Raw genomic sequence first — 18,950 nt, 5'->3', positions numbered from 1 at the left:
GGGCGGCTCGGCTTCGCCGTCGCTGTCGCTGCGTACACTTGGGCGTCGCGCGCAGGAGACCTTGGTGCCCACCCTCGCTGCTCAGACAGGTCCTCCGCGTTCCGTAAAGGAATGGCCGCTAACGCGGCCCGTGTACTTATCTGGCCTACGGCCGCTCCACTTGTGCGGAACTCGCCTCGAGGGTGGACACCAAGGTCTCTCACGACGATACGGTTAGCGGGAAGGCGAGCCGTTGGCGTGGGTGTAGCCGCCGAAGCGAGCCGTTACGGCAGTCGTGCTGACACGACCATCCCGGCTCGGTGAGCGCCTTCCTCCCGCTGCGCCGTCTCGCGCGCGGACGATCGCGACCGGCGCGCCGGGTCGACCGTTTGGCGATGGCGAAAAGCCAGCAGCCAAAGCGGCGTTGCTTCGTCGGCTCGACCCGCACGAACCTCAAGGATGGGAAGAGCCTTCGGTGTCCACCCTCGAGGCGAGTTCCGCACAAGTGGAGCGGCCGCAGGCCAAATAGGCACGGGCCGCGTTAGCGGCCTTTCCGGTACGGAACGCGGAGGACCTGTCTGAGCAGCGAGGGTGGACACCGAAGGCTCTTTGCCTCAAGCCCACCCCCCCGAAGGCTCTGCGCGACCAATCTCCACGCAATCGCCGACGCTATCGGTGCACCAACTTCTACCGCGGCGCTCTCGCCGTTGTTGCGTTGCAACATATGCAATCCAGAGCGCCAGCCATGAAGATTACGCATAACAGATAAGCGACACATCGCGTTGTTCGTCCCGCCTGCCAGGACGACCATCGTCCCGGTTCTGGACCGTGGCGATAACGATGGCTCATGAAATTCCCTGCTGGTACATGCGTGGCGGTACGTCGAAGGGGCCGTTCTTTCTCGCCACCGACCTCCCCGACGACAAGACGACGCGAGACGCGGTGATCCTTGCGGTCATGGGCTCTCCCGATGAGCGCCAGATCGACGGCCTCGGTGGCGCGCGCACCCTCACCAGCAAGGCCGGCATCCTGTCGATTCCCGACGATGGCGCCGCCGATCTCGATTTCCTGTTCGCCCAGGTCGGCATCGGCGAGGCCAGCGTCGACACCACGCCGAACTGCGGCAACATGCTTGCCGCGGCGCTCCCCGCCGCCATCGAAGCGGGATTGCTCGTCGGCGACCACGGCACGACCACACGCCGCGTTCGCACGATCAACACCGGGGTCATCGCCGAAATCACCATCGAGACGCCGTTCGGTCGGCCGATGTATGACGGCGACGCGCGTATCGACGGTGTGCCGCGGCCGGCGTCGCCGGTGAGCTGCGGCTTCCTCGACACGGAAGGTTCGGTCAGCGGCAGCCTGCTGCCGACAGGTCATCTGCGCGACACCATCGACGGCATCGCCGTGACCCTGATCGACAACGGCATGCCGGTGATGATCATCGCGGCGAGCGAGCTCGCTGTCCGCGGTGACGAACGCCCGGAAACGCTCGATGCCGATACCGGCCTCAAGGCCCGCATCGAAGCGTTGCGCCTGAAAGCCGGTCCCCTGATGAATCTCGGGGACGTGAGCAAGAAGCCGATTCCGAAGATCACCCTGGTCTCCGCACCACGCCACGGCGGGGCCATCGGCACGCGCACCTTCATTCCCCACGATTGCCATAGCTCGATCGGCGTGCTCGGGGCGGTTACGGTTGCCACGGCAGCGGTCTTGCCGGGCACCGTCGCTCACGATCTTGCGGTGGCCGGCGACGGCGACACGCGCATCGTGTCGATCGAACATCCCAGCGGTGAGTTCAGCGTCGAGGTCGGTCTCGAGGGCACGCGCGTGGTCCGCGCCGCGCTGCTCCGGACCGCGCGGCTGCTCATGCGCGGCAGCGTACCCGTCTCCCCCTCGATCTGGCGCGGTCCCGCCGCCTGATTTCTTTCCTGGAGCTGTAACCCATGTCCGATACGAAGACCGCGCTCGTCGTGAGCGCTCATTCCGCCGACTTCGTCTGGCGCGCCGGTGGCGCCATTGCGCTGCACGCCGCGCAGGGCTGGCGCGTGCACATCGTCTGCCTTTCCTATGGAGAGCGTGGCGAGTCCGCGAAGCTGTGGCGCCAGGCCGGCATGACAATGGATCGCGTGAAGACCAATCGTCGCGCCGAAGCCGAAGAGGCGGCGGGCATCCTCGGCGCGAGTGTCGAGTTCCTCGACATCGGTGACTACCCGATGCGCGCCGATCTCGATGTCGTCTTCCATCTGGCCAAGGTCTACCGCGAACTCCGCCCGTCCTTCGTGCTGAGCCACTCGCTGAAGGATCCGTACAACTTCGACCACCCGCTGGCGACCCACATCGCGCAGGAGGCACGCGTCGTCGCACAGGCTCACGGCCACGAGCCCGAGGTGCCGGTGATCGGCGCACCGCCGGTGTTTCTGTTCGAGCCGCACCAGCCCGAGCAGTGCGAGTGGAAGCCGGAACTCTTCCTCGACATCACCTCGGTGTGGGAGAAGAAGCGCGCCGCCTTCGAGACCATGCGCGCGCAGGAGCACCTGTGGGAGTACTACACCCGGGTCGGCCTGCAGCGCGGCGCGCAGGCGGCCCGTAATTCGGACTTCAAGATCACCTACGCAGAAGCCTTCCAGCGCGTGTTCCCGCACGTGACTCAGGGTACCCTCGCATGATCGGCATCGTCGTACGCAACCGACCAGAGATCAGCGAGGACCAGGCCGCGACACTCGCAGCGATGGGTGTCGCCACCGTGCACGAAGCGCAGGGGCGCACGGGTTTGCTGCAGCCGCCGATTCGCGCTATCCAGCAGGACGTCGCCATCGCCGGCAGTGCGGTCACGGTGCTCGCCCAACCCGGTGACAACTGGATGCTGCATGTCGCCGTCGAGCAGTGCCGCCCGGGCGACGTGCTCGTGGTCGCCTGCACCACGGAGAACGACGACGGCATGTTCGGCGACCTGCTCGCCACGTCGCTCATGGCGCGCGGCGTCGCCGGCCTGGTCATCGACGCTGGCGTGCGCGATACCGCCGAACTGCGCCGGATGGGCTTTCCCGTCTGGTCGCGTGCGGTGCACGCGCGCGGCACGGTCAAAGCCACGCTGGGCTCGGTCAACGTGCCTGTCGTCATCGGCGGCCAGTACATCCGGCCCGGCGACGCGATCGTCGCCGACGACGACGGCATCGTCGTGGTTCCCTTCGCCACCGTCGATACGGCCATCGCCGCGTCGCGCAAGCGCGTGCTCAACGAGGAAGCCAAGCGCGCGCGTCTCGCCGACGGCGAACTCGGCCTCGATATCTATGACATGCGTCCGCGTCTGGCCGAGGCCGGGCTGCGCTATGTCGACGACCTGCCGAACGAGTGAACGATGAAATCCTGTCTGCCCCCCGATCCGAATCCCACGAAACCCGAACAGGCCATGCCGCCGTTATCCTGCGACGCGCATTGCCATGTCTTCGGTCCGGCCGATCGCTTCCCCTATGCACCCGACCGTAGCTACACGCCGCCCGATGCGCCCTATGAACATCTCGTGGCGCTGCACGATTTCCTCGGCTTCGATCGTGGCGTGATCGTCCAGGCGAGCTGCCACGGTACCGACAACACCGCCATGCTCGACGCCATCGCCCGTGGCCAGGGGCGTTACCGCGGCGTGGCCATCGTCGACGATGGCATCGACGAAAAAGGCCTGGCGGCGCTGGACGCCGGCGGCGTCCGCGCCGTGCGCTTCAACTTCGTGCAGCATCTGGGCGGCCGCCCCGACATGCGCGTGTTCTGGCGTGTGCTCGATCGTGTGGCCGAGATGGGCTGGCACGTGGTCCTGCACCTGGATGCCAACGATATCGTCGAGCTCCAGGACGTGCTCGGCAAGATCCGCGTGCCCTTCGTCATCGACCACATGGGCCGCGTCCAGGCAGCGCAAGGGGTCGAACAGGAACCATTCCGCCTGCTCGTGGCGCTGATGCGCGACAATCCCCTGGCCTGGGTCAAGGTTTGCGGGGCGGAGCGCGTCTCCGTCGGCAAGCGTCCGTTCGACGACGCGATTCCTTTTGCCCGCACCCTGATCGAAACCGCGCCGGACCGCGTGCTGTGGGGAACGGACTTCCCGCACCCGAACATCTCCAAGGACATGCCCAACGACGGCGGCCTGGTGGACCTGATGTTCCGCTTCTGTCCCGATGAGACGCTGCGCAAGCGCCTCCTTGTCGATAATCCTGCGCGCCTGTACGACTTCAACTGAGCATCCTCATGTCCTTACCCACCGCCGCCAGCACGCTCCCGCCGCCGAAGCCGCGCAAGCCCTTCTACCGGCAGCTCTACATCCAGGTGCTGGTCGCGGTGGTGATCGGCGTGATCCTCGGTTACCTGTCGCCCGCCTACGCGGTGAAGATGAAGCCGTTCGGCGACGCCTTCATCGCCTTGATCAAGATGGTCATCGGCCCGATCATCTTCTGCACCGTGGTGACCGGCATCGCCGGCATGCGCGACATGCGCAAGGTCGGTCGCGTCGGTGGCAAGGCTTTGCTCTACTTCGAGATGATCTCGACGGTGGCGTTGTTCTTCGGCCTGGTCGCCGGGCACATCTTCCATCCTGGCTCCGGCTTCAACGTGGATCCCACCACGCTGAAGTCCGGCGAGATCGGCAACCTGGTAGCCCAGGGTCACAACATCGAGTCGATCGAGTTCCTGCTCGGGATCATCCCGAACACCTTCATCAGTGCGTTCGCCAAGGGCGACGTACTTTCCATCCTGCTCATTTCCGTATTGTTCGGCTGCGCGCTTGCCGCGACGGGCGATCGCGGCAAGCCCGTCTACGACGTGATCGAGGCCGGCGCGCAGGTGTTCTTCAAGATCGTTCACTACATCACCGCGGTGTCGTCCATCGGCGCGTTCGGCGCGATGGCGTTCACCATCGGCAAGTACGGCGTCGTATCGCTCGTGCCGCTGATGGAGTTGATCGGCAGCTTCTACGTGGTCTGCATCATCTTCGTCGTGCTGGTGCTCGGCCTCGTTGCACGCATCGCCGGCTTCAGCATCCTGCGGTTCTGTGCCTACATCCGCGACGAGTTGCTGATCGTGCTCGGCACGAGTTCGTCCGAGGTGGTGCTGGCGCCGCTGATGCGGAAGATGGAAGAGCTCGGCTGCCCGAAGGAAACGGTGGGCCTGGTCGTACCGACCGGCTACTCGTTCAACCTCGACGGCACCAACATCTACCTGACCATGTCGATCCTGTTCATCGCCCAGGCACTGAACATCGATCTCACGCTCGAGCAGCAGATCACCGTAGCCATCGTCGGCATGCTGACGTCGAAGGGCGCGAGCGGTGTGGCCGGCGCGGCCCTGGTGATGCTGGCTTCGACGCTGAGCGTGGTCCCCGTCGTACCCGTGGCCGGCATGGTGCTGATTCTCGGCATCCACCGTTTCCTCGGCACGGGGCTGGCGATGACCAACCTGGTCGGCAACGGCGTCGCCGCGATCGTGGTCTGCGCGTGGGAAAAAGAACTCGATCGCGAGAAGCTCAAGGCCGTCCTCGCCGCCGCCTAGCGCTTTACTGTGGGAGCCGATTCATCGGCGATAGCCAGGTTACGGCGCATCCTCATCGCCGGCGCAGACGGCTCGGCTTCGCCGTCGCTCCTCACACTTGGGCGTCTCGCGGAGGAGACCTTGGTGCCCACCCTCGCTGCTCAGACAGGTCCTCCGCGTTCCGTGAGGGAAAGGCCGCTAGCGCGGCCGTGTACTTATTCGGCCTACGGCCGCTGCACTTGTGCGGAACTCGCCTCGAGGGTGGACACCAAGGTCTCTCACGACGATACGGTCAGCGGGAAGGCGAGCCGTTGGTGTGAATGCGACCGCCAACGCCGGCCGTCACCGCAATCGTGCTGGTGCGTACATCTCGCTCAGTGAGCGGCTTCGTCGCCGTGGCGCTGCCCTCGCGAAGACGATCGCGACCGGCGCGCCGAGGTTGGCCGTTTGACGGTGGCGCCGAGCCAGCAGCCCAAGCGGCGTTGCTTCGTCGGCTCGACCCGCACGAACCTCAGGGATGGGAAGAGCCTTCGGTGTCCACCCTCGAGGCGAGTTCCGCACAAGTGGAGCGGCCGCAGGCCAAATAGATACATGGGCCGCGTTAGCGGCCTTTCCTTTACGGAACGCGGAGGACCTGTCTGAGCAGCGAGGGTGGGCACCGAAGGCTCTTTGCCTCAAGCTCCCCAGCGAGGGTGGGCACCGAAGGCTCTTTGCCTCAAGCTCCCCAGCGAGGGTGGGCACCGAAGGGTATGCGCGACGAACCTCCACGCAAGCGGCGGCGCAAGCTTCAGGCGGCGAGGGTAAGACCCGCTTCCAGCGCGTCGAAATACTCGCGCGTCAGGCGCATCTGCGTGGCGGCGTCTTCGGCGCGGTTGACGACATCACGGAACGCCGCGTTCTCCGGGCGATCCTTGGCATACCAGCCCAGGTGCTTGCGGGCGATGCGCACGCCCATCTTCTCGCCATAGAACGCGTACAGATGCTCGAGGTGGCCGCAAAGGATGTCGCGGACCTCGGTGGGCGTCGGCGCGGCGAGGTGTTCGCCGGTGTCGAGGAAATGCGCGATCTCACGGAAGATCCACGGACGGCCCTGCGCACCGCGGCCGACCATGATGGCATCGGCGCCGGTTGCCGCGAGTACCTCGCGTGCCTTCTCCGGGGTGACGACATCGCCATTGGCCATGACCGGGATGCGCACGCTGGCTTTGACCGCCGCGATGGTCGCGTACTCGGCGTCGCCCTCGTATTTGTCGGCGCGCGTACGCCCGTGCACGGCGAGCGCGGCGATGCCGGCGTCCTCGGCGATGCGGGCGATGGTCAGCGCGTTGCGGTTGTCGCGGTCCCAGCCGGTGCGGATCTTCAAGGTGACGGGGATGTCGACGGCCTTGACCACGGCGGCGAGGATGCGCGCCACCAGCGGTTCGTCCTGCAACAAGGCCGAGCCCGACCAGACATTGCAGACTTTCTTCGCCGGGCAGCCCATGTTGATGTCGACGATCTGCGCGCCGTTGTCCGCATTGTACTTCGCGGCCTCGGCAAGCATGCCAGGATCGTAGCCGGCGATCTGCACGCTGACCGGTTCCGGTTCGCCGTCGTGGTCCATGCGACGCAGCGACTTGGTCGTGTTCCACAAGCGCGGGTCGGCGGTCGTCATTTCGGACACGGCGAGGCCAGCCCCCATGCGCTTGCAAAGGAGGCGGAAGGGCTTGTCGGTGACGCCAGCCATGGGCGCGAGCACCACGCCGGGCGCGATGGAGTAGGGGCCGATGCGCATGGGGCGATTTTACGCGATCCGCGGCGCGGACGCGTTCAGGCCGGTGCGGACCGCTCAGCGGGCGGTTCGGCTGGTCTTTTTCACGGCGGCGACAGCGCCTGCGGCATTGACCTCGAGCATGCCTTTCTTCTGCTCGCTGGTGCGCAGGAGGATCGCGTGGACCGACGCCGGATCGAGCCCGGGAGCCAGCGAGAGCATCAGGGCGACGATGCCACTGACGTGCGCCGTGGCCATGGAGGAGCCCGAGCTGAAGTCGTAGCCGCCGCCGGGCTGGGTCGTCAGGATGTCGTTGCCCGGTGCGCTGACCACGCCGGGGGGTGCGGCATCGGTGGCACTGGTGCGGACCACGATGACGCCGGGGGCGCCGTCGGGAAAGCCACTCAACTTGCGGTCCGGTGGCATCGCCGTGATGACGATGCGGCCCTCACTGAGAATCTTGGCGAGCAGCTTGCTGAGCAGGGGATCGGCGGGGCCGCCCAGGCTGAGATTGACGATGCGCGCGTCCGTATCGTTCACCGCGGCCAGTGCCTTGGCCAGGGTGAACGAGTTACAGCGCGCGCCGCCGCGGGCCTCTGGCGGGTACCAGCAGGCCTTGTAGACACTGAGCCTGGCCTTGGGTGCGATACCGACCATGCCCTGATGGTTGTCGCCGATGGCGGCGATGATGCCGGCGACTTCGGTGCCGTGGCTGTCACGGTCGAACGCCGACGTATCGTTATCGACGACATTCCGCGTATCGCCGATATGTCCGCTCAGGTCCGGGTGGCTCATGTCCACGCCGGTATCGACGATGGCGACGCGGACGCCTTCACCCTGACTCGAGTTGTGGGCCAGCGCGGCGTCGGTTTCCACGAACCCGCGCTGGAGGTCGGCGTAGGGATCGTTGTATTTGTGCGGGTCGTCAGCGGTGTTGGTATCGGTGGAGTACACCGAGTAATCCTGCAGCGGCTGGGCGAGCTGCACGCGCGCGTCTTTTTGCAACGCGGCGATCAGCTCGTCGCGGTCGACCCCCGGTGCCGGGTGGAGCACGACGCAATACAGATCCAGCGCCTTGATCGGCCAGCCACTGACTTCCTGCAGGCCGTAGCGCTGCTTCAGGTCCGTGAGTTGGGCGATCGCCCGCTCGCCGGCGCCGTAGTGCGCGGAAGGCATGTAGCCGAGCAGGCTGGAGCCGGCGTGCGTCGCCGCCGGTGTCAGTGGATTGGCGACGGCGAGCACGATGTCTCGCTGGCTGTCCATGCGCTCGACCGAGTCGCCCGGCGTGGCTTTCGTACTGGCATCCGTCGACGGCAACGGACGCGCCGGGGCGCACGCCGTCAACGTGGCAAGCAGACCGAACAGTGCGATGACGCCGATCTTCATGGATGGGTGTTGACCGGTTCGGCGAGGCGAACGCCGTGGGCCACGCGCAGGCGCTGCACGACGGCGGGGGACGTCGCGGCACCACCCGAAGGCATCACGGTATACGCACCCACATCGTTCGGGCCGCCGATCACCTGCAACTGCATCGAGCGGAGCAGGGCGTTCCAGTCGGCGAGTTTCATCGCCGCGTCGGGAACGACGTGGATCGCGCCCGCCGGTACCGACGGCGCCTGCTGGCTCAGCGTGCGATAGGCCGGTGGCGGTGTGCCTTCGGCCCAGAACCGCGCACCCAACGCACCCAGCCCGATCGCCTGGATGAGCACGGCGGCGACCAGGGCGCGGGTCAGCCAGCTGCCGCCAACGGCCCGCGCCGGTGAGGTTTCCACCTCGGGTGCATCGATGCGGGCGAGCAGGCGGCGCAGGCCGAGTTCGGGGTCGATGGATACGTCGGTCGGCAGCGACATGGCCAGGCGCAGGCGCTTCTGTTGTTCGAATTCAGCGCGGCAGCCATCGCATTCGGCCAGGTGGCTCATCAGCCACTCGGTCTGTTCCTGCGGTGCACTGTCCTGGAGCACCCAGGGCATGGCTTCCCAGGCGCGGGCGCAATCGCGGCCGGTATCCGTCGGCATCCTCATGGCGCATTCTCCTTCGTAACGGACGTAGCGCCGGCGAGACCCGGGAGCACGTTGCGCAGTTTCACCCGAGCGTGGAACAGGCGTGCTTTCACCGTGCCGACCGGGCACTGCATGATGACGGCGACATCGTCCAGGCTGTGGCCGACGCCGTAGACGAGTTCGATCACGACCCGCTGGTCCACCGTGAGGCGGTCCATGCCCTTGCCGAGCCAGTCGCGCAGTTCGCGGTCTTCATCGGGGTCGTGGGAGGGAATGCGATCTTCCGGAACCGAGTCTTCGTCGACCGGTTCGCTGCCGTGCTGGCGCAGGGCTTTCAGCCCGCAACGATAGGCGATGCCCATGATCCAGGTGGATACACGCGAGTCGCCGTGGAAGCTGCCGGCCTTCTGCCAGGTGATCCACAGGCAGTCGTTGATGACTTCCTCGATGATGTCCGCGCGCCGGGTTAGGCGCGACAGGAAGCGGCACAACCGCCCGTGATAGCTACGGTAAAGCACGGTGAGCGCTGTGCGGTCGCCCACCGACATCCGTTGCAACAGGAGGCGATCGGTGGTGTCGGCGTCGGTATCCGCGTCATTCATGGGGATGGTTGGAGCAAGTCGGGAGGCCAGCGTGAGTACCCCTTTGGAGGGGAAAGGTTGCGCCGGCTCAGAACGTCCTCGACACAGTCGCATTCCAGGGTGAGACCGCAGGGGACCCACGGGGCCGTGGCGCGTGCTCGGTGATGAAGTGGTTGAGTTCGACCCGCCAGCCGTCATTCTCCCACACCAGTCCAGCGTGCCCGTATTGGTATCGAGGGTAGTCCCGGTAGTAGGGCGGGATCAGGTACTGGGCCGTGCCGATGCCGGCGGACACCGAAAGATGCAGGGCGATGGGCCAGCGAAAACCGATATCCGCCGCGCCACGTGGGCCGCGGCCGCCCGTGTGGATCAGCCGGGCCTCGGAAATGCCGAGCGTGAGGACATCGCGATAGATCCAGTTGGCTCCCAGCTCCACGCGGTCGTAGTTCCGCCAATGGGAGTCGTTGCCGTAGCGGTAATAGAGCAGGCTGGTCTGCATCTGCCAGTTGGTGGACAGGGACCACGCGTACGCAGCCTGGGCCAGGGCCTCGACCACCCGTCCCGGTGAGCGCGTCTCGGTGCTCGCCGACAGGCCGAGCGACCAGCCCGAAGGGGTCGTCCATGAGAGGGCGCCCTGGAGAACCGGGGTCTTCGGCGTGACCGCCAGGCCGCGATCGACCAGCTGGTTGCTGATGGCCAGGACCCCGCCGACGCTCGACGACTGGGCGTGCGGCGCCCCGCCGGGAAGGCCCAGCAGCAGCGTGACGCCCAGGGCGAAACAGGCACAGCGGCGCGTCGGCAAGGTGGCGAGCCACCGTGCCGACCGAATCCCCCTGCGTATGGACCTGGGGTCGCTTTGCCGCATCACGTCTTCATTCGGATGGAGTCAGTGCACGCTGCTCAGGTAAGACAGGAGATCGTCCAGCTGTTTCGCGTCGGTAAGTCCATCGTATTTCATCTTCGTGCCTGGGTTGGCCTGCTTGGCCGGTTGGGACAGGTACCAATGGAGCTTGTCCGCGGTCCAGACCCAGTTCGCCTGATGCAGGGCATCGGAATAGCTGTAGTCGGCGATGCTTCCCGACTGGCGTCCGACGATACCGAACAGGCTGGGGCCTTTCTTGTTGCGACCTTCCTTCACGGTATGGCACTCGGCGCACTCGGATTTGAAGACATCGGCTCCTGCGGTGGCGTCACCGGCCCGTGCGGCCGGGGACGCCGCGAGCCAGCCGAGCAGGAGTGCGCTGACCGCGGCGCCGACAAGCCACCGGCCGCGATGAACCTCAGAACGCGAGGCTGGCGGAAAGGGAGAAAGCATTCAGATCTCCTGCACGAGTAGGTTGGGCGCCGGGGGGAGCGCCGAAGATGTTGTACTCGCGACCGTTGAACCGCGTGATGCGGTACCAGGTGGCAGCGAGCTTGAGGTTGGCGATGGTGGTGTACGAATCGTCCTTGCCGAACGGCGCCCAGAACAACGTGATCATGTTGCTCGTCGCATCCGGATCGCCAAAAGGTGGATAGCGCACGCTGTCGTGCGTACCCGTGCTCAGCATGTGCGATACCGCGAGGCTGTAGCTTTGGTGGAAGGTGTAGGTCGCGGTCAGCGTCTGGTCGCGGACATCGCCGCGATCCGGTGCGATCACGCCACCGGGACCGAACAGGTCCGCGCCGTAGTGACGCTGTTCGAGGATGTTGACGTAGCTCAGCTGGAGGATGTGCTCGCGATTGCCGAGGTACTGGTAGGTCAGGTCGTAGCCCAGGTCGGTAAGCTTGTCGCTGGGGCCCGAGCGAGGCAGCGAGCGATCCGTCGTGAGGGCCACGACGCCGGCCGAGAAGAACTGCGTCTTCATGTCCTTCATGTACGCGAAGCGGAAGTAGCCGGTGTCGTGCAACTTGCCCGGGTCGCTGGCGATGTTGTAACCGAAGTGGTCCTGCGTCGAGGTGGGCAGCGATCGATACGTACCTACTTCGCTATACCAGTTCTTGTCGTAGAGGGCATACACCGTGGTGCCGATGACGCGGTCGGTCGGCGCATTCGGCGCGGCCAGACTGAGGAACGTGCCAGTGACACCCACCGGCGAGATGAACGATGCGTTGGGCAGGGCGGCGATCGGATCCTGGAAGCCGGGACTGTTGTTCACGCTCACGCCGAGCGTGAGGTCCTTGCCACCGAGCTTCAGTTCCTTGGCGACGAAGCGCAGGTCCACGTTGCTCAGTCGCGTGTTGTACGTGTCGTGTCCGGTGCGATCGGCCTCGATCTTCACGAAGCCACCGACCTGGTCGGTCAGTCGGCCGGCGAGGTAGAGATCGCCCTCGGAAAGGTCGGTCGAGTTCTTGCCCGTGGCCGGGTTCGTATACGTTTCCTTCAACTGCCCCGACACCGGGACCTTGAAGCCCTTGCCATCGGTATCGGTATAGCCATTGAGCTTGAAGCGCATGCCGTACGGCGTGAGTTGCGGCCCGTACGAGCCGGCGTGGCAGTCCGCGCAGGCGGAGCCCGTCTGCCGTGCATAGGCCGGGATCGCCTGTACCGACGTGCTCGCGAGCATCAGCAGCGCAGCGACAGCCCAGCCCAGGTGTGCGGGGCGTGCCCGGCGGATAACGCGTCGAATCAGAGGGGGCAACATGACACTCCTTGTTTTCTCAGGTTGATCGGCGACGACGCTTGGGCCACATCCGGCGGAGCACGCCGTCGCGCATGACGAAGTGGTGCCAGAGCGCGGCGGCGATATGCAGGCACACGAGGCCGAGCAGCACCCAGGCGGCATCCAGGTGCCAGGCCTGCAAGCTGTCGGCGAGGTCTTCGTCGGCGGCCACGAAATTGGGCAACGTGGCGCCGAACAGGTGCACGGGCTTGCCCTCCGCACTGCTCAGTGCCCAGCCGAGCAGGGGCAGGGTGACCAGCAAGGCGTAGAGCGCGATATGGGTGAGGCCGGCGGCGACGCGCATCGGCCAGGGTGCATCGCCCGCCGGCGGCAGCTTGCCGACCCTCATTCGCACGACGACGCGAATGACGAACAGGGCCAGCACGAACAGGCCGAAATGACGATGTCCTTCGAGCAGCCAGAGGCGCACGGCGCGACCGTCGAGCTGGTCACGGGTGAGGATGAACGCCGCAGCCAGGACCACGCAGATCACGGTGAGCCAATGCAGGATGCGCATCCGGCGGGGCAGGGGCGCGGGGGCCTGACTGCCCTCGTCCGCCGACGGGTGACCCCGTAACGGGCTGCCCTTCAATGGAAACACCCTGTTCTGTCCCATGCCCGAGCTGCCCTTCGCATCGCTGCCAATGCGATTGAGTGCCGTCCGGGTGGCGGAAGGTTGCCGCAACCTTTGGCGGCAGGCCCGGCACTCAGTTTTCGTACACCGCCATCAACGCAACAGTGCCTGGCCGACACCCATGGAAATCGAGCGCATCCAGTTACAGAAGCACGGCGACAGCCGGGGCATGCTCGTTTCCCTGGAGCAGAACCGGAACGTGCCCTTCGAAATTCGCCGCGTGTATTACATCTTTGCCAACACGCCCGACGTCCACCGCGGACAGCATGCCCACCGCCACCTCACGCAGCTGGCGGTGCCGGTGCGCGGCTCGGTGACGCTCCTGCTCGACGACGGCACGGGCCCGGCGACCGTCGTGCTCGACGACCCCACGCAGGGCCTCCTGCTTGGCAGTATGGTCTGGCGCGAGCTCTATGACTTCAGCGACGACTGCGTGCTGATGGTGCTTGCGGACCAGTTCTACGACCCGGCCGACTACATCACCGACTACGCGCAGTTCCTGCGCGAAGTGCACGGCGTGCGTTATGTGGAAGGACTGGCCCTGTGATGCCGGCTGCGTAATGGACGTGTCCTTCCTCGATGTGCGTGCCATCAACGCACGCCATGCCGATGAGCTGAAGGCCGCCGCTGCGCGGGTGATCGACTCGGGCTGGTACGTCCTTGGCGAGGAAGTGGCAGCCTTCGAAGCTGAGTTTGCCCAGTGGTGCGGCCTGCCTCATGCGGTCGGTGTGGGCAATGGCCTGGACGCGCTCGTACTGATCCTTCGCGCCTATCGGACGCTGGGCCGCCTTGCGGAAGGCGACGAGGTGATCGTGCCGGCCAATACGTTCATCGCGAGTTTTCTTGCGATTACGCAGAGCGGACTGGTTCCTGTCGCGGTGGAACCTGACACGCAGACTTTCAATCTGGACCCGGCGCGCATCGAGGCGGCCATCGGGCCGCGAACGCGGGCGATCATGCCGGTGCATCTGTACGGCCAACTGGCCGACATGCCGGCGATCACGGCCATCGCGCGTCGGCACGGCCTGTTGGTGATCGAGGACGCCGCGCAGGCACACGGTGCGACCTGGTCCGGCCGACGTGCCGGCGCCTTCGGCGACGCCGCGGCCTTCAGCTTTTTTCCCGCCAAGAACCTGGGCGCGCTCGGCGACGGGGGCGCGATCGTTACCGCCGATCCCGTACTGGCGCAGCGCGTCGCTGCCCTGCGTAACTACGGCTCGCTGGAAAAGTATCGACATCTCTACCAGGGCGTGAACTCGCGACTGGACGAGATGCAGGCGGCGATGCTGCGTGTGAAACTGAAATACGTCGATGCGGATGTCGACCGTCGTCGCGCGATCGCACGACGCTACATCGCCGCCATCGATCATCCCGACATCGCCTTGCCGTCGGTGTCCGCCGAGGAACGCCACGCATGGCATTTGTTCGTCGTGCGCAGCGCGCATCGCGACGCGTTGCAGGCACACCTGCGGGCACAGGGCGTTCACGCCCAGGTCCACTACCCCGTGGCGCCTCATCAGCAACCGGCGTATGCGGGCAGCTTGCGGGACGACCTGCGCTTGACCGAGCGTCTGCACGATGAGGTCCTCAGCCTGCCGATCGGGCCGACCCTGGATGATCACGGTGTCGAGCGCGTCGTCGCCGCGTGCATGAGCTTCAGGTCGCCGACATGAACCTGGCGCGTGCCGGCTTCTATTCGGCCATCGGCACCGCCGCGCGCCTGCTGGCCGGGCTTGTCGTGATCAAACTCGTGGCATGGTTCGCCGGACCGGAAGGTGTCGGCAGGCTGGGGCAGTTCATGAGCCTGATGTCGCTCCTGGCCGTGCTCGCCGGTGGTGGCATCAGCGCGGGCATCGTCAAGTATGTGGCCGAATACCGCGGCGACCCGCAACGTCTTTCGCGGCTGCTTGCGGCTGCGCTCTCCTATGCGCTGTGCGCCTCGTGCCTGATGGGCCTCGCCGCCCTGGTCTTCAGCCGGCAACTCGCTATCTGGATACTCGGAGACGCCAGCTTCGAGAGCCTCATTCGCATACTGGCGCTGGCGCAGTTGGGCATCGCCGCGGTGAACTACGTGCTGGCCGTGATCAATGGCTTCATGGACGTACGGCGGCTGGCCTTCATCCAGGTGATCGGCTCGGTGCTGGGCATCGCCATGGCGGCCTGGCTGGCCAGACGTTTCCAGCTCTACGGCGCCTTGCTTGCCCTCGTTCTCGGCCAACTGGCGTGGCTGGCGGTGGCGTTGCCCTCATGGTGGCGCAGCCCGTACTTCCGGCAGAGCCTGCCGCGACTGCGTTTCGACCGGGAAATGAACGGCCGGCTGGCCGCCTTCTCGCTGATGACGATCAGCTCGGCCGTGCTGCCGCCGCTGGTGAACATCGCCGTGCGCGATCACCTTGCGCTCCGCTTCGGCTGGCAAGAGGTGGGCAACTGGCAGGCGGTGAGCAAGGTATCCGACGCCTACCTGCTCTTCCTCACCGCCGCGATCAATATCTACTACCTGCCCAAACTCGCCTCGATCAGCGAGCGCGGCGCACTGGTCGGTGAGTTGCGTAACGCCTACCGGCACATCCTGCCCGCCGTGATCGTGCTCGCCGCCCTGGTTTACGTCGCGCGAAGCTGGGTCACGCGGATCCTCTTCAGTACGGACTTCACGACGGCCGAAGCGCTCTACGCGCCGCAACTGATCGGCGATGTGGTCAAGATCGCCTCGTTCGTCCTTTCCTACGTGATGCTGGCCAAGGCGATGACCCGGTTGTTCGTGGTCTCTGAGATCGCCTTCGGCCTGAGTTACCTGCTGCTCGTTTACCTGTGCACGGCGCATTTCGGCCTGGTCGGCGCGATGTACGCCTTCGCCATCAACTACGTGGGCTACCTGCTCTTCAACCTGCTGGTGGTCCGTCATTACCTCGGAGGGCTGCGCACATGACCGCCGACCTTGACCAAGGCTCACGTACCCCCCTGGTATCGGTGCTGATCCCCGCCTTCAATCATGAGGGTTTCGTGGAGCGCTGCCTGGACAGCGTGCTGGAGGATCCCTATCCGGCCAAGGAGATCGTCATCATCGATGACGGCTCTACCGACCATACCGCCGAGCGGATCGCGCAGTGGGTGGCCGCACACGGCAGCGAGATTCCCGTGGAGTTCGTCCGCCGGGAGAATCGCGGGATCGCGGCAACGCTCAACGAGCTCGCAGCACGGTCGCACGGCGAGTTCCTGCGTATCGGTGCCAGCGACGACTACCTCCTGCCCGGCGGCCTCCAGGCGCAGGTGGGCTATCTGCTGTCGCACCGGAACAAGGGCGCGGTGATCGGCGATTCGATCGTGATCGACGGCGAGGGAAACCGGCTCCATGACAGCGGCATGTGCGACCTGCATGGCGCGGACAAGCGGCTTTACGATTCCAGCGACGGTATCCGTCGCGCGGTGATCGGCCACTGGGCGATAGGCGGTCCGGTCACCCTGTTGCGCAAGAGCGTGCTCGAGACCGTCGCCCGCTGGACCGAGGGCCTGCGCATCGACGACTGGGACATGTTCCTGCGCCTGGCGGCCCGCGACGCGATCGGCTTCATCGATGTCACCGTCTGCGCGTATCGCCTGCATGGCGCGAATTTCAGCAAGACCCGGCACACGGCCACGCGCATCGTGAACCTCACCGAATCGCGCGAGGTGGCGATGAGCCGTGTCTGCCTGTTCGACGAACCCTACCGCACCTTGCTCCGCGCACAGGCCCAGTTCATCGCCGCGAAGATCGCCTTCCTGCAGAGACGTCACACGCGTGTCGCCCTGCACCTGGCCACCTACGCCTCCCTGTTGTTGCTGTCGAAGCTGCGCTTGCACCGCACTGCCCACGTCCACGCGGAGGGTGCATGAAACGCTTCCTGCGCCTGCCTTCGACGTATATTGCCTGGCCCTTCCTGTTCGCCTGCGCGATCACCTGGTTTGCCTACGATTTCCCGGCGGGCTATCTGCAGGGGATGGTGTTACTGGTGATCGGGGCCGCGGGCATCGTCCTCGTCGACGCCTTCGCGGGTATCCGCCTGCCGTCGGTAGCACGCTTTCGGGCACGGCACTACATCGGCAGTCGCGAGGCCCTGGTCGCGCTCATCTTCGCCGCCGTGGTGGTTGTCTTCTGCGGGCTCGACCTGGCCCTGTTCCCCATACCGTTGATCGACAATCCTGCCTCCTACGCGACGATGGAGCCGGGTCGCGAGCACGTCCGGCACATCTCCTCGCTGTGCTGGACCTTGCCGCCGATCGGCGTGCTCTGTGCACGCCAGCGTGGCCTGCGCAATGCGCTCATTGCGATCGGCCTGGTCTTTCCGGTGCTGGTGATCGACCGCAACCGGATCTTCGCCGCGCTGTTCTCCTTCGCCCTCGTGATCCTGTTCCGGCGCGATCCGCATCGCCCCCTGCCATGGAAATCCGTGAGCGTGATCGGCGTGATCGGCGCCGCCGTGTTCTCCGTGCTCGGTGCGGTGCGCTCCGGTTCGCTGGACAACGTGAAGCTGCCTTTCAGCGCGCTTTACCTCGCTTCGCCCCAGAGCATCAAGTGGCTGGTGCTCTACATGAGCGCAGGGCCGTACAACTTCGCGTCGATGGTGGCCAAGGGCTATGCGGACACGAGCATCCTGATCAGCCAGCTGGTCCCGCTCAGCGGGCCGCCGGCGACGGCCAGCATCCCGTTCGACGCGGCCAACATCAATGTCGGCACCGAGTTCCTGCCGTTCCTTCTCGCCTTCGGGCCAGTGGGCGCTGTCGCCTCGATGCTGCTTCTCTACGCGCTGCTGCTGTGGAGCGTGCGCCGTCTTCGTGCCTCGATGTCGCTGTTCTCGCTGCTGATCTTCCTGCGCGTGGCCTATGTCTGCGTGATGTCGCCCTTCGCGCCACAAGCCTTCATCTGGACCAATGCCGTCTTCATCGTGCTTTGCCTGTTCATGCAGCTCTTCGCGGCCTTGCTGCCAAGCCGGCGTGAGCTGGACCTTCTCCATCCCATCGAGCCCCACGCATGGAACAGAACGAGATCTACCTGATCGACCTGTGGCACATCTTCCGCCGCGAGTGGCGCTGGTTCATCGCCGCACTCGCGGTGGTGCTCGGCCTCACGTTCGCCTGGCTGCACACGACGCGCAGCCAATGGGAGGCGAATGCCTGGATCCAGGTCGGCCAGGTCGCCTCCGCGCCGCCCGGCCAGGATATCAAGACGGAACCGATGCTTCGCGTGACCGCTCGCGTGCAGTCGGCGGAATTCCAGGACGAGGTGATCCGTCGCCTTGGGCTGGCCCCGGAGTCGGCCGAGGCGGCGCTGTATCGGTCGAGCATGAAGACCGATCCCCAGTTCTATGCCAACTTCTTCAAGCTCACTGTCCGCGCCTACTCGGCTGCCCAGGCGAACGACCTGGCCAAGGCGTCGGTCGACACCTTGCAGACGATCCACCGGGGCATCGATGCCTTGCCGCTGAAACTCGCCCATGACCGGCTCGAGGAACTGGAGAGCAACCTGCGCATCGGGCTGGCGGACCGCGATCGCCTCATGACCACGACAGCGTCGGCCGACCGGACGGCGGCCGCGCTCGCGGGCGTCCTGCTGGCCAGCAAGAACGAAGAGATCCGCGCGCTGCAACAGGCGCACAGCGAATTGCTGGTGCGGCTGGCACCCAACTACACCTATGAGACGTCGATGCCCTGGCCGATCGCCGTGTCGGGAGGTCGCGTCTTTCCCAACGGGGTATTGACCCTCGGCATCGGCGTGGTCTTAGGCCTGTTCCTTGGCGGCGTCGCGGCGATCGCGCGCAATGCGCTGCGGCGTCGTTCAACCAAAGTGTCGCCGCTCGGCACTCACTGATCCGAACC

General features: G+C 65.8%; 19 protein-coding genes. 11 read left to right on the top strand and 8 right to left on the bottom strand.

Annotated elements, in window-relative coordinates; genetic code table 11:
• The first annotated feature begins 819 nt into the window (after positions 1–819).
• Genes BJI69_RS03990 through BJI69_RS03970 form a run of 5 tightly spaced genes read left to right on the top strand, consistent with a single transcriptional unit; the run spans position 820 to position 5,514 of the window.
• Positions 820–1,902 (top strand): 4-oxalomesaconate tautomerase, encoded by a 1,083-nt coding sequence (locus BJI69_RS03990; RefSeq protein WP_046966255.1) that lies wholly within the window; start codon positions 820–822, stop codon positions 1,900–1,902.
• Between the two features lie 23 nt (positions 1,903–1,925).
• Positions 1,926–2,648, top strand: coding sequence for a PIG-L deacetylase family protein (locus BJI69_RS03985; RefSeq protein WP_046966254.1), 723 nt, complete (start codon positions 1,926–1,928; stop codon positions 2,646–2,648).
• A complete protein-coding gene (locus BJI69_RS03980; RefSeq protein ID WP_046966253.1) occupies positions 2,645–3,337 on the top strand; it encodes a 4-carboxy-4-hydroxy-2-oxoadipate aldolase/oxaloacetate decarboxylase in 693 nt (230 codons plus the stop codon). Before BJI69_RS03985 ends, BJI69_RS03980 begins: the two co-directional genes overlap by 4 nt.
• Positions 3,338–3,340: 3 nt before the next feature.
• Complete coding sequence (locus BJI69_RS03975) at positions 3,341–4,210, top strand: amidohydrolase family protein (RefSeq protein ID WP_046966252.1); 870 nt, start codon at positions 3,341–3,343, stop codon at positions 4,208–4,210.
• 8 nt (positions 4,211–4,218) lie between these two features.
• The gene (locus BJI69_RS03970) at positions 4,219–5,514 is read left to right on the top strand and encodes a dicarboxylate/amino acid:cation symporter (protein ID WP_046966251.1); all 1,296 of its coding nucleotides are present in this window, start codon (positions 4,219–4,221) and stop codon (positions 5,512–5,514) included.
• Positions 5,515–6,280: 766 nt separating this feature from the next.
• On the opposite strand, the gene dusB is transcribed toward BJI69_RS03970, so the two are convergent.
• From dusB to BJI69_RS03930, 8 genes are all read right to left on the bottom strand, one after another.
• Entirely contained in the window at positions 6,281–7,267 is a 987-nt protein-coding gene (dusB, locus tag BJI69_RS03965) for a tRNA dihydrouridine synthase DusB (RefSeq protein ID WP_046968141.1), read from the bottom strand.
• Positions 7,268–7,321: 54 nt separating this feature from the next.
• Complete coding sequence (locus BJI69_RS03960) at positions 7,322–8,629, bottom strand: S8 family serine peptidase (protein ID WP_046968142.1); 1,308 nt, start codon at positions 8,627–8,629, stop codon at positions 7,322–7,324.
• Positions 8,626–9,264, bottom strand: a complete 639-nt coding sequence (locus BJI69_RS03955) for an anti-sigma factor (protein WP_125902972.1) — start codon at positions 9,262–9,264, stop codon at positions 8,626–8,628. Before BJI69_RS03955 ends, BJI69_RS03960 begins: the two co-directional genes overlap by 4 nt.
• Positions 9,261–9,845: an RNA polymerase sigma factor gene (locus BJI69_RS03950; RefSeq protein WP_046968144.1), complete on the bottom strand. Its 585-nt coding sequence runs from the start codon at positions 9,843–9,845 to the stop codon at positions 9,261–9,263. Before BJI69_RS03950 ends, BJI69_RS03955 begins: the two co-directional genes overlap by 4 nt.
• 67 nt (positions 9,846–9,912) lie before the next feature.
• Positions 9,913–10,626: a TorF family putative porin gene (locus BJI69_RS03945; RefSeq protein ID WP_052767235.1), complete on the bottom strand. Its 714-nt coding sequence runs from the start codon at positions 10,624–10,626 to the stop codon at positions 9,913–9,915.
• A gap of 84 nt (positions 10,627–10,710) precedes the next feature.
• Positions 10,711–11,139: a c-type cytochrome gene (locus BJI69_RS03940; RefSeq protein ID WP_078023003.1), complete on the bottom strand. Its 429-nt coding sequence runs from the start codon at positions 11,137–11,139 to the stop codon at positions 10,711–10,713.
• Positions 11,105–12,448 carry a hypothetical protein gene (locus BJI69_RS03935; RefSeq protein ID WP_046968145.1) on the bottom strand — a complete coding sequence of 448 codons (1,344 nt, stop codon included), beginning with the start codon at positions 12,446–12,448 and terminating at the stop codon, positions 11,105–11,107. Before BJI69_RS03935 ends, BJI69_RS03940 begins: the two co-directional genes overlap by 35 nt.
• A 16-nt stretch (positions 12,449–12,464) precedes the next feature.
• Positions 12,465–12,983 carry a cytochrome b gene (locus tag BJI69_RS03930; RefSeq protein ID WP_046968146.1) on the bottom strand — a complete coding sequence of 173 codons (519 nt, stop codon included), beginning with the start codon at positions 12,981–12,983 and terminating at the stop codon, positions 12,465–12,467.
• A gap of 238 nt (positions 12,984–13,221) precedes the next feature.
• On the opposite strand from BJI69_RS03930, the gene BJI69_RS03925 reads away from it, so the two are divergent.
• From BJI69_RS03925 to BJI69_RS03900, 6 genes are read left to right on the top strand one after another with little or no spacing between them, the layout of a single operon-like run.
• Positions 13,222–13,647: a sugar 3,4-ketoisomerase gene (locus BJI69_RS03925; RefSeq protein WP_046968147.1), complete on the top strand. Its 426-nt coding sequence runs from the start codon at positions 13,222–13,224 to the stop codon at positions 13,645–13,647.
• 13 nt (positions 13,648–13,660) lie between these two features.
• Positions 13,661–14,773 (top strand): DegT/DnrJ/EryC1/StrS family aminotransferase, encoded by a 1,113-nt coding sequence (locus BJI69_RS03920; RefSeq protein ID WP_046968148.1) that lies wholly within the window; start codon positions 13,661–13,663, stop codon positions 14,771–14,773.
• Positions 14,770–16,026, top strand: a complete 1,257-nt coding sequence (locus BJI69_RS03915; RefSeq protein ID WP_046968166.1) for an O-antigen translocase — start codon at positions 14,770–14,772, stop codon at positions 16,024–16,026. Before BJI69_RS03920 ends, BJI69_RS03915 begins: the two co-directional genes overlap by 4 nt.
• Positions 16,023–16,970, top strand: coding sequence for a glycosyltransferase (locus BJI69_RS03910; protein WP_046968149.1), 948 nt, complete (start codon positions 16,023–16,025; stop codon positions 16,968–16,970). The genes BJI69_RS03915 and BJI69_RS03910 overlap by 4 nt, the downstream gene beginning before the upstream one ends.
• On the top strand, positions 16,967–18,130 hold the full coding sequence (locus BJI69_RS03905) for a hypothetical protein (protein WP_046968150.1): 1,164 nt from the start codon (positions 16,967–16,969) through the stop codon (positions 18,128–18,130). Before BJI69_RS03910 ends, BJI69_RS03905 begins: the two co-directional genes overlap by 4 nt.
• Complete coding sequence (locus BJI69_RS03900; RefSeq protein WP_046968151.1) at positions 18,106–18,942, top strand: Wzz/FepE/Etk N-terminal domain-containing protein; 837 nt, start codon at positions 18,106–18,108, stop codon at positions 18,940–18,942. The genes BJI69_RS03905 and BJI69_RS03900 overlap by 25 nt, the downstream gene beginning before the upstream one ends.
• Positions 18,943–18,950 lie beyond the last annotated feature (8 nt).

The sequence above is a fragment of the Luteibacter rhizovicinus DSM 16549 genome (assembly GCF_001887595.1).
In the GTDB taxonomy this organism is placed as follows: Bacteria; Pseudomonadota; Gammaproteobacteria; order Xanthomonadales; family Rhodanobacteraceae; genus Luteibacter; species Luteibacter rhizovicinus.
Note: the sequence above shows the minus strand (reverse complement) of the source record. Positions and strands in the feature narration are given on the sequence as shown.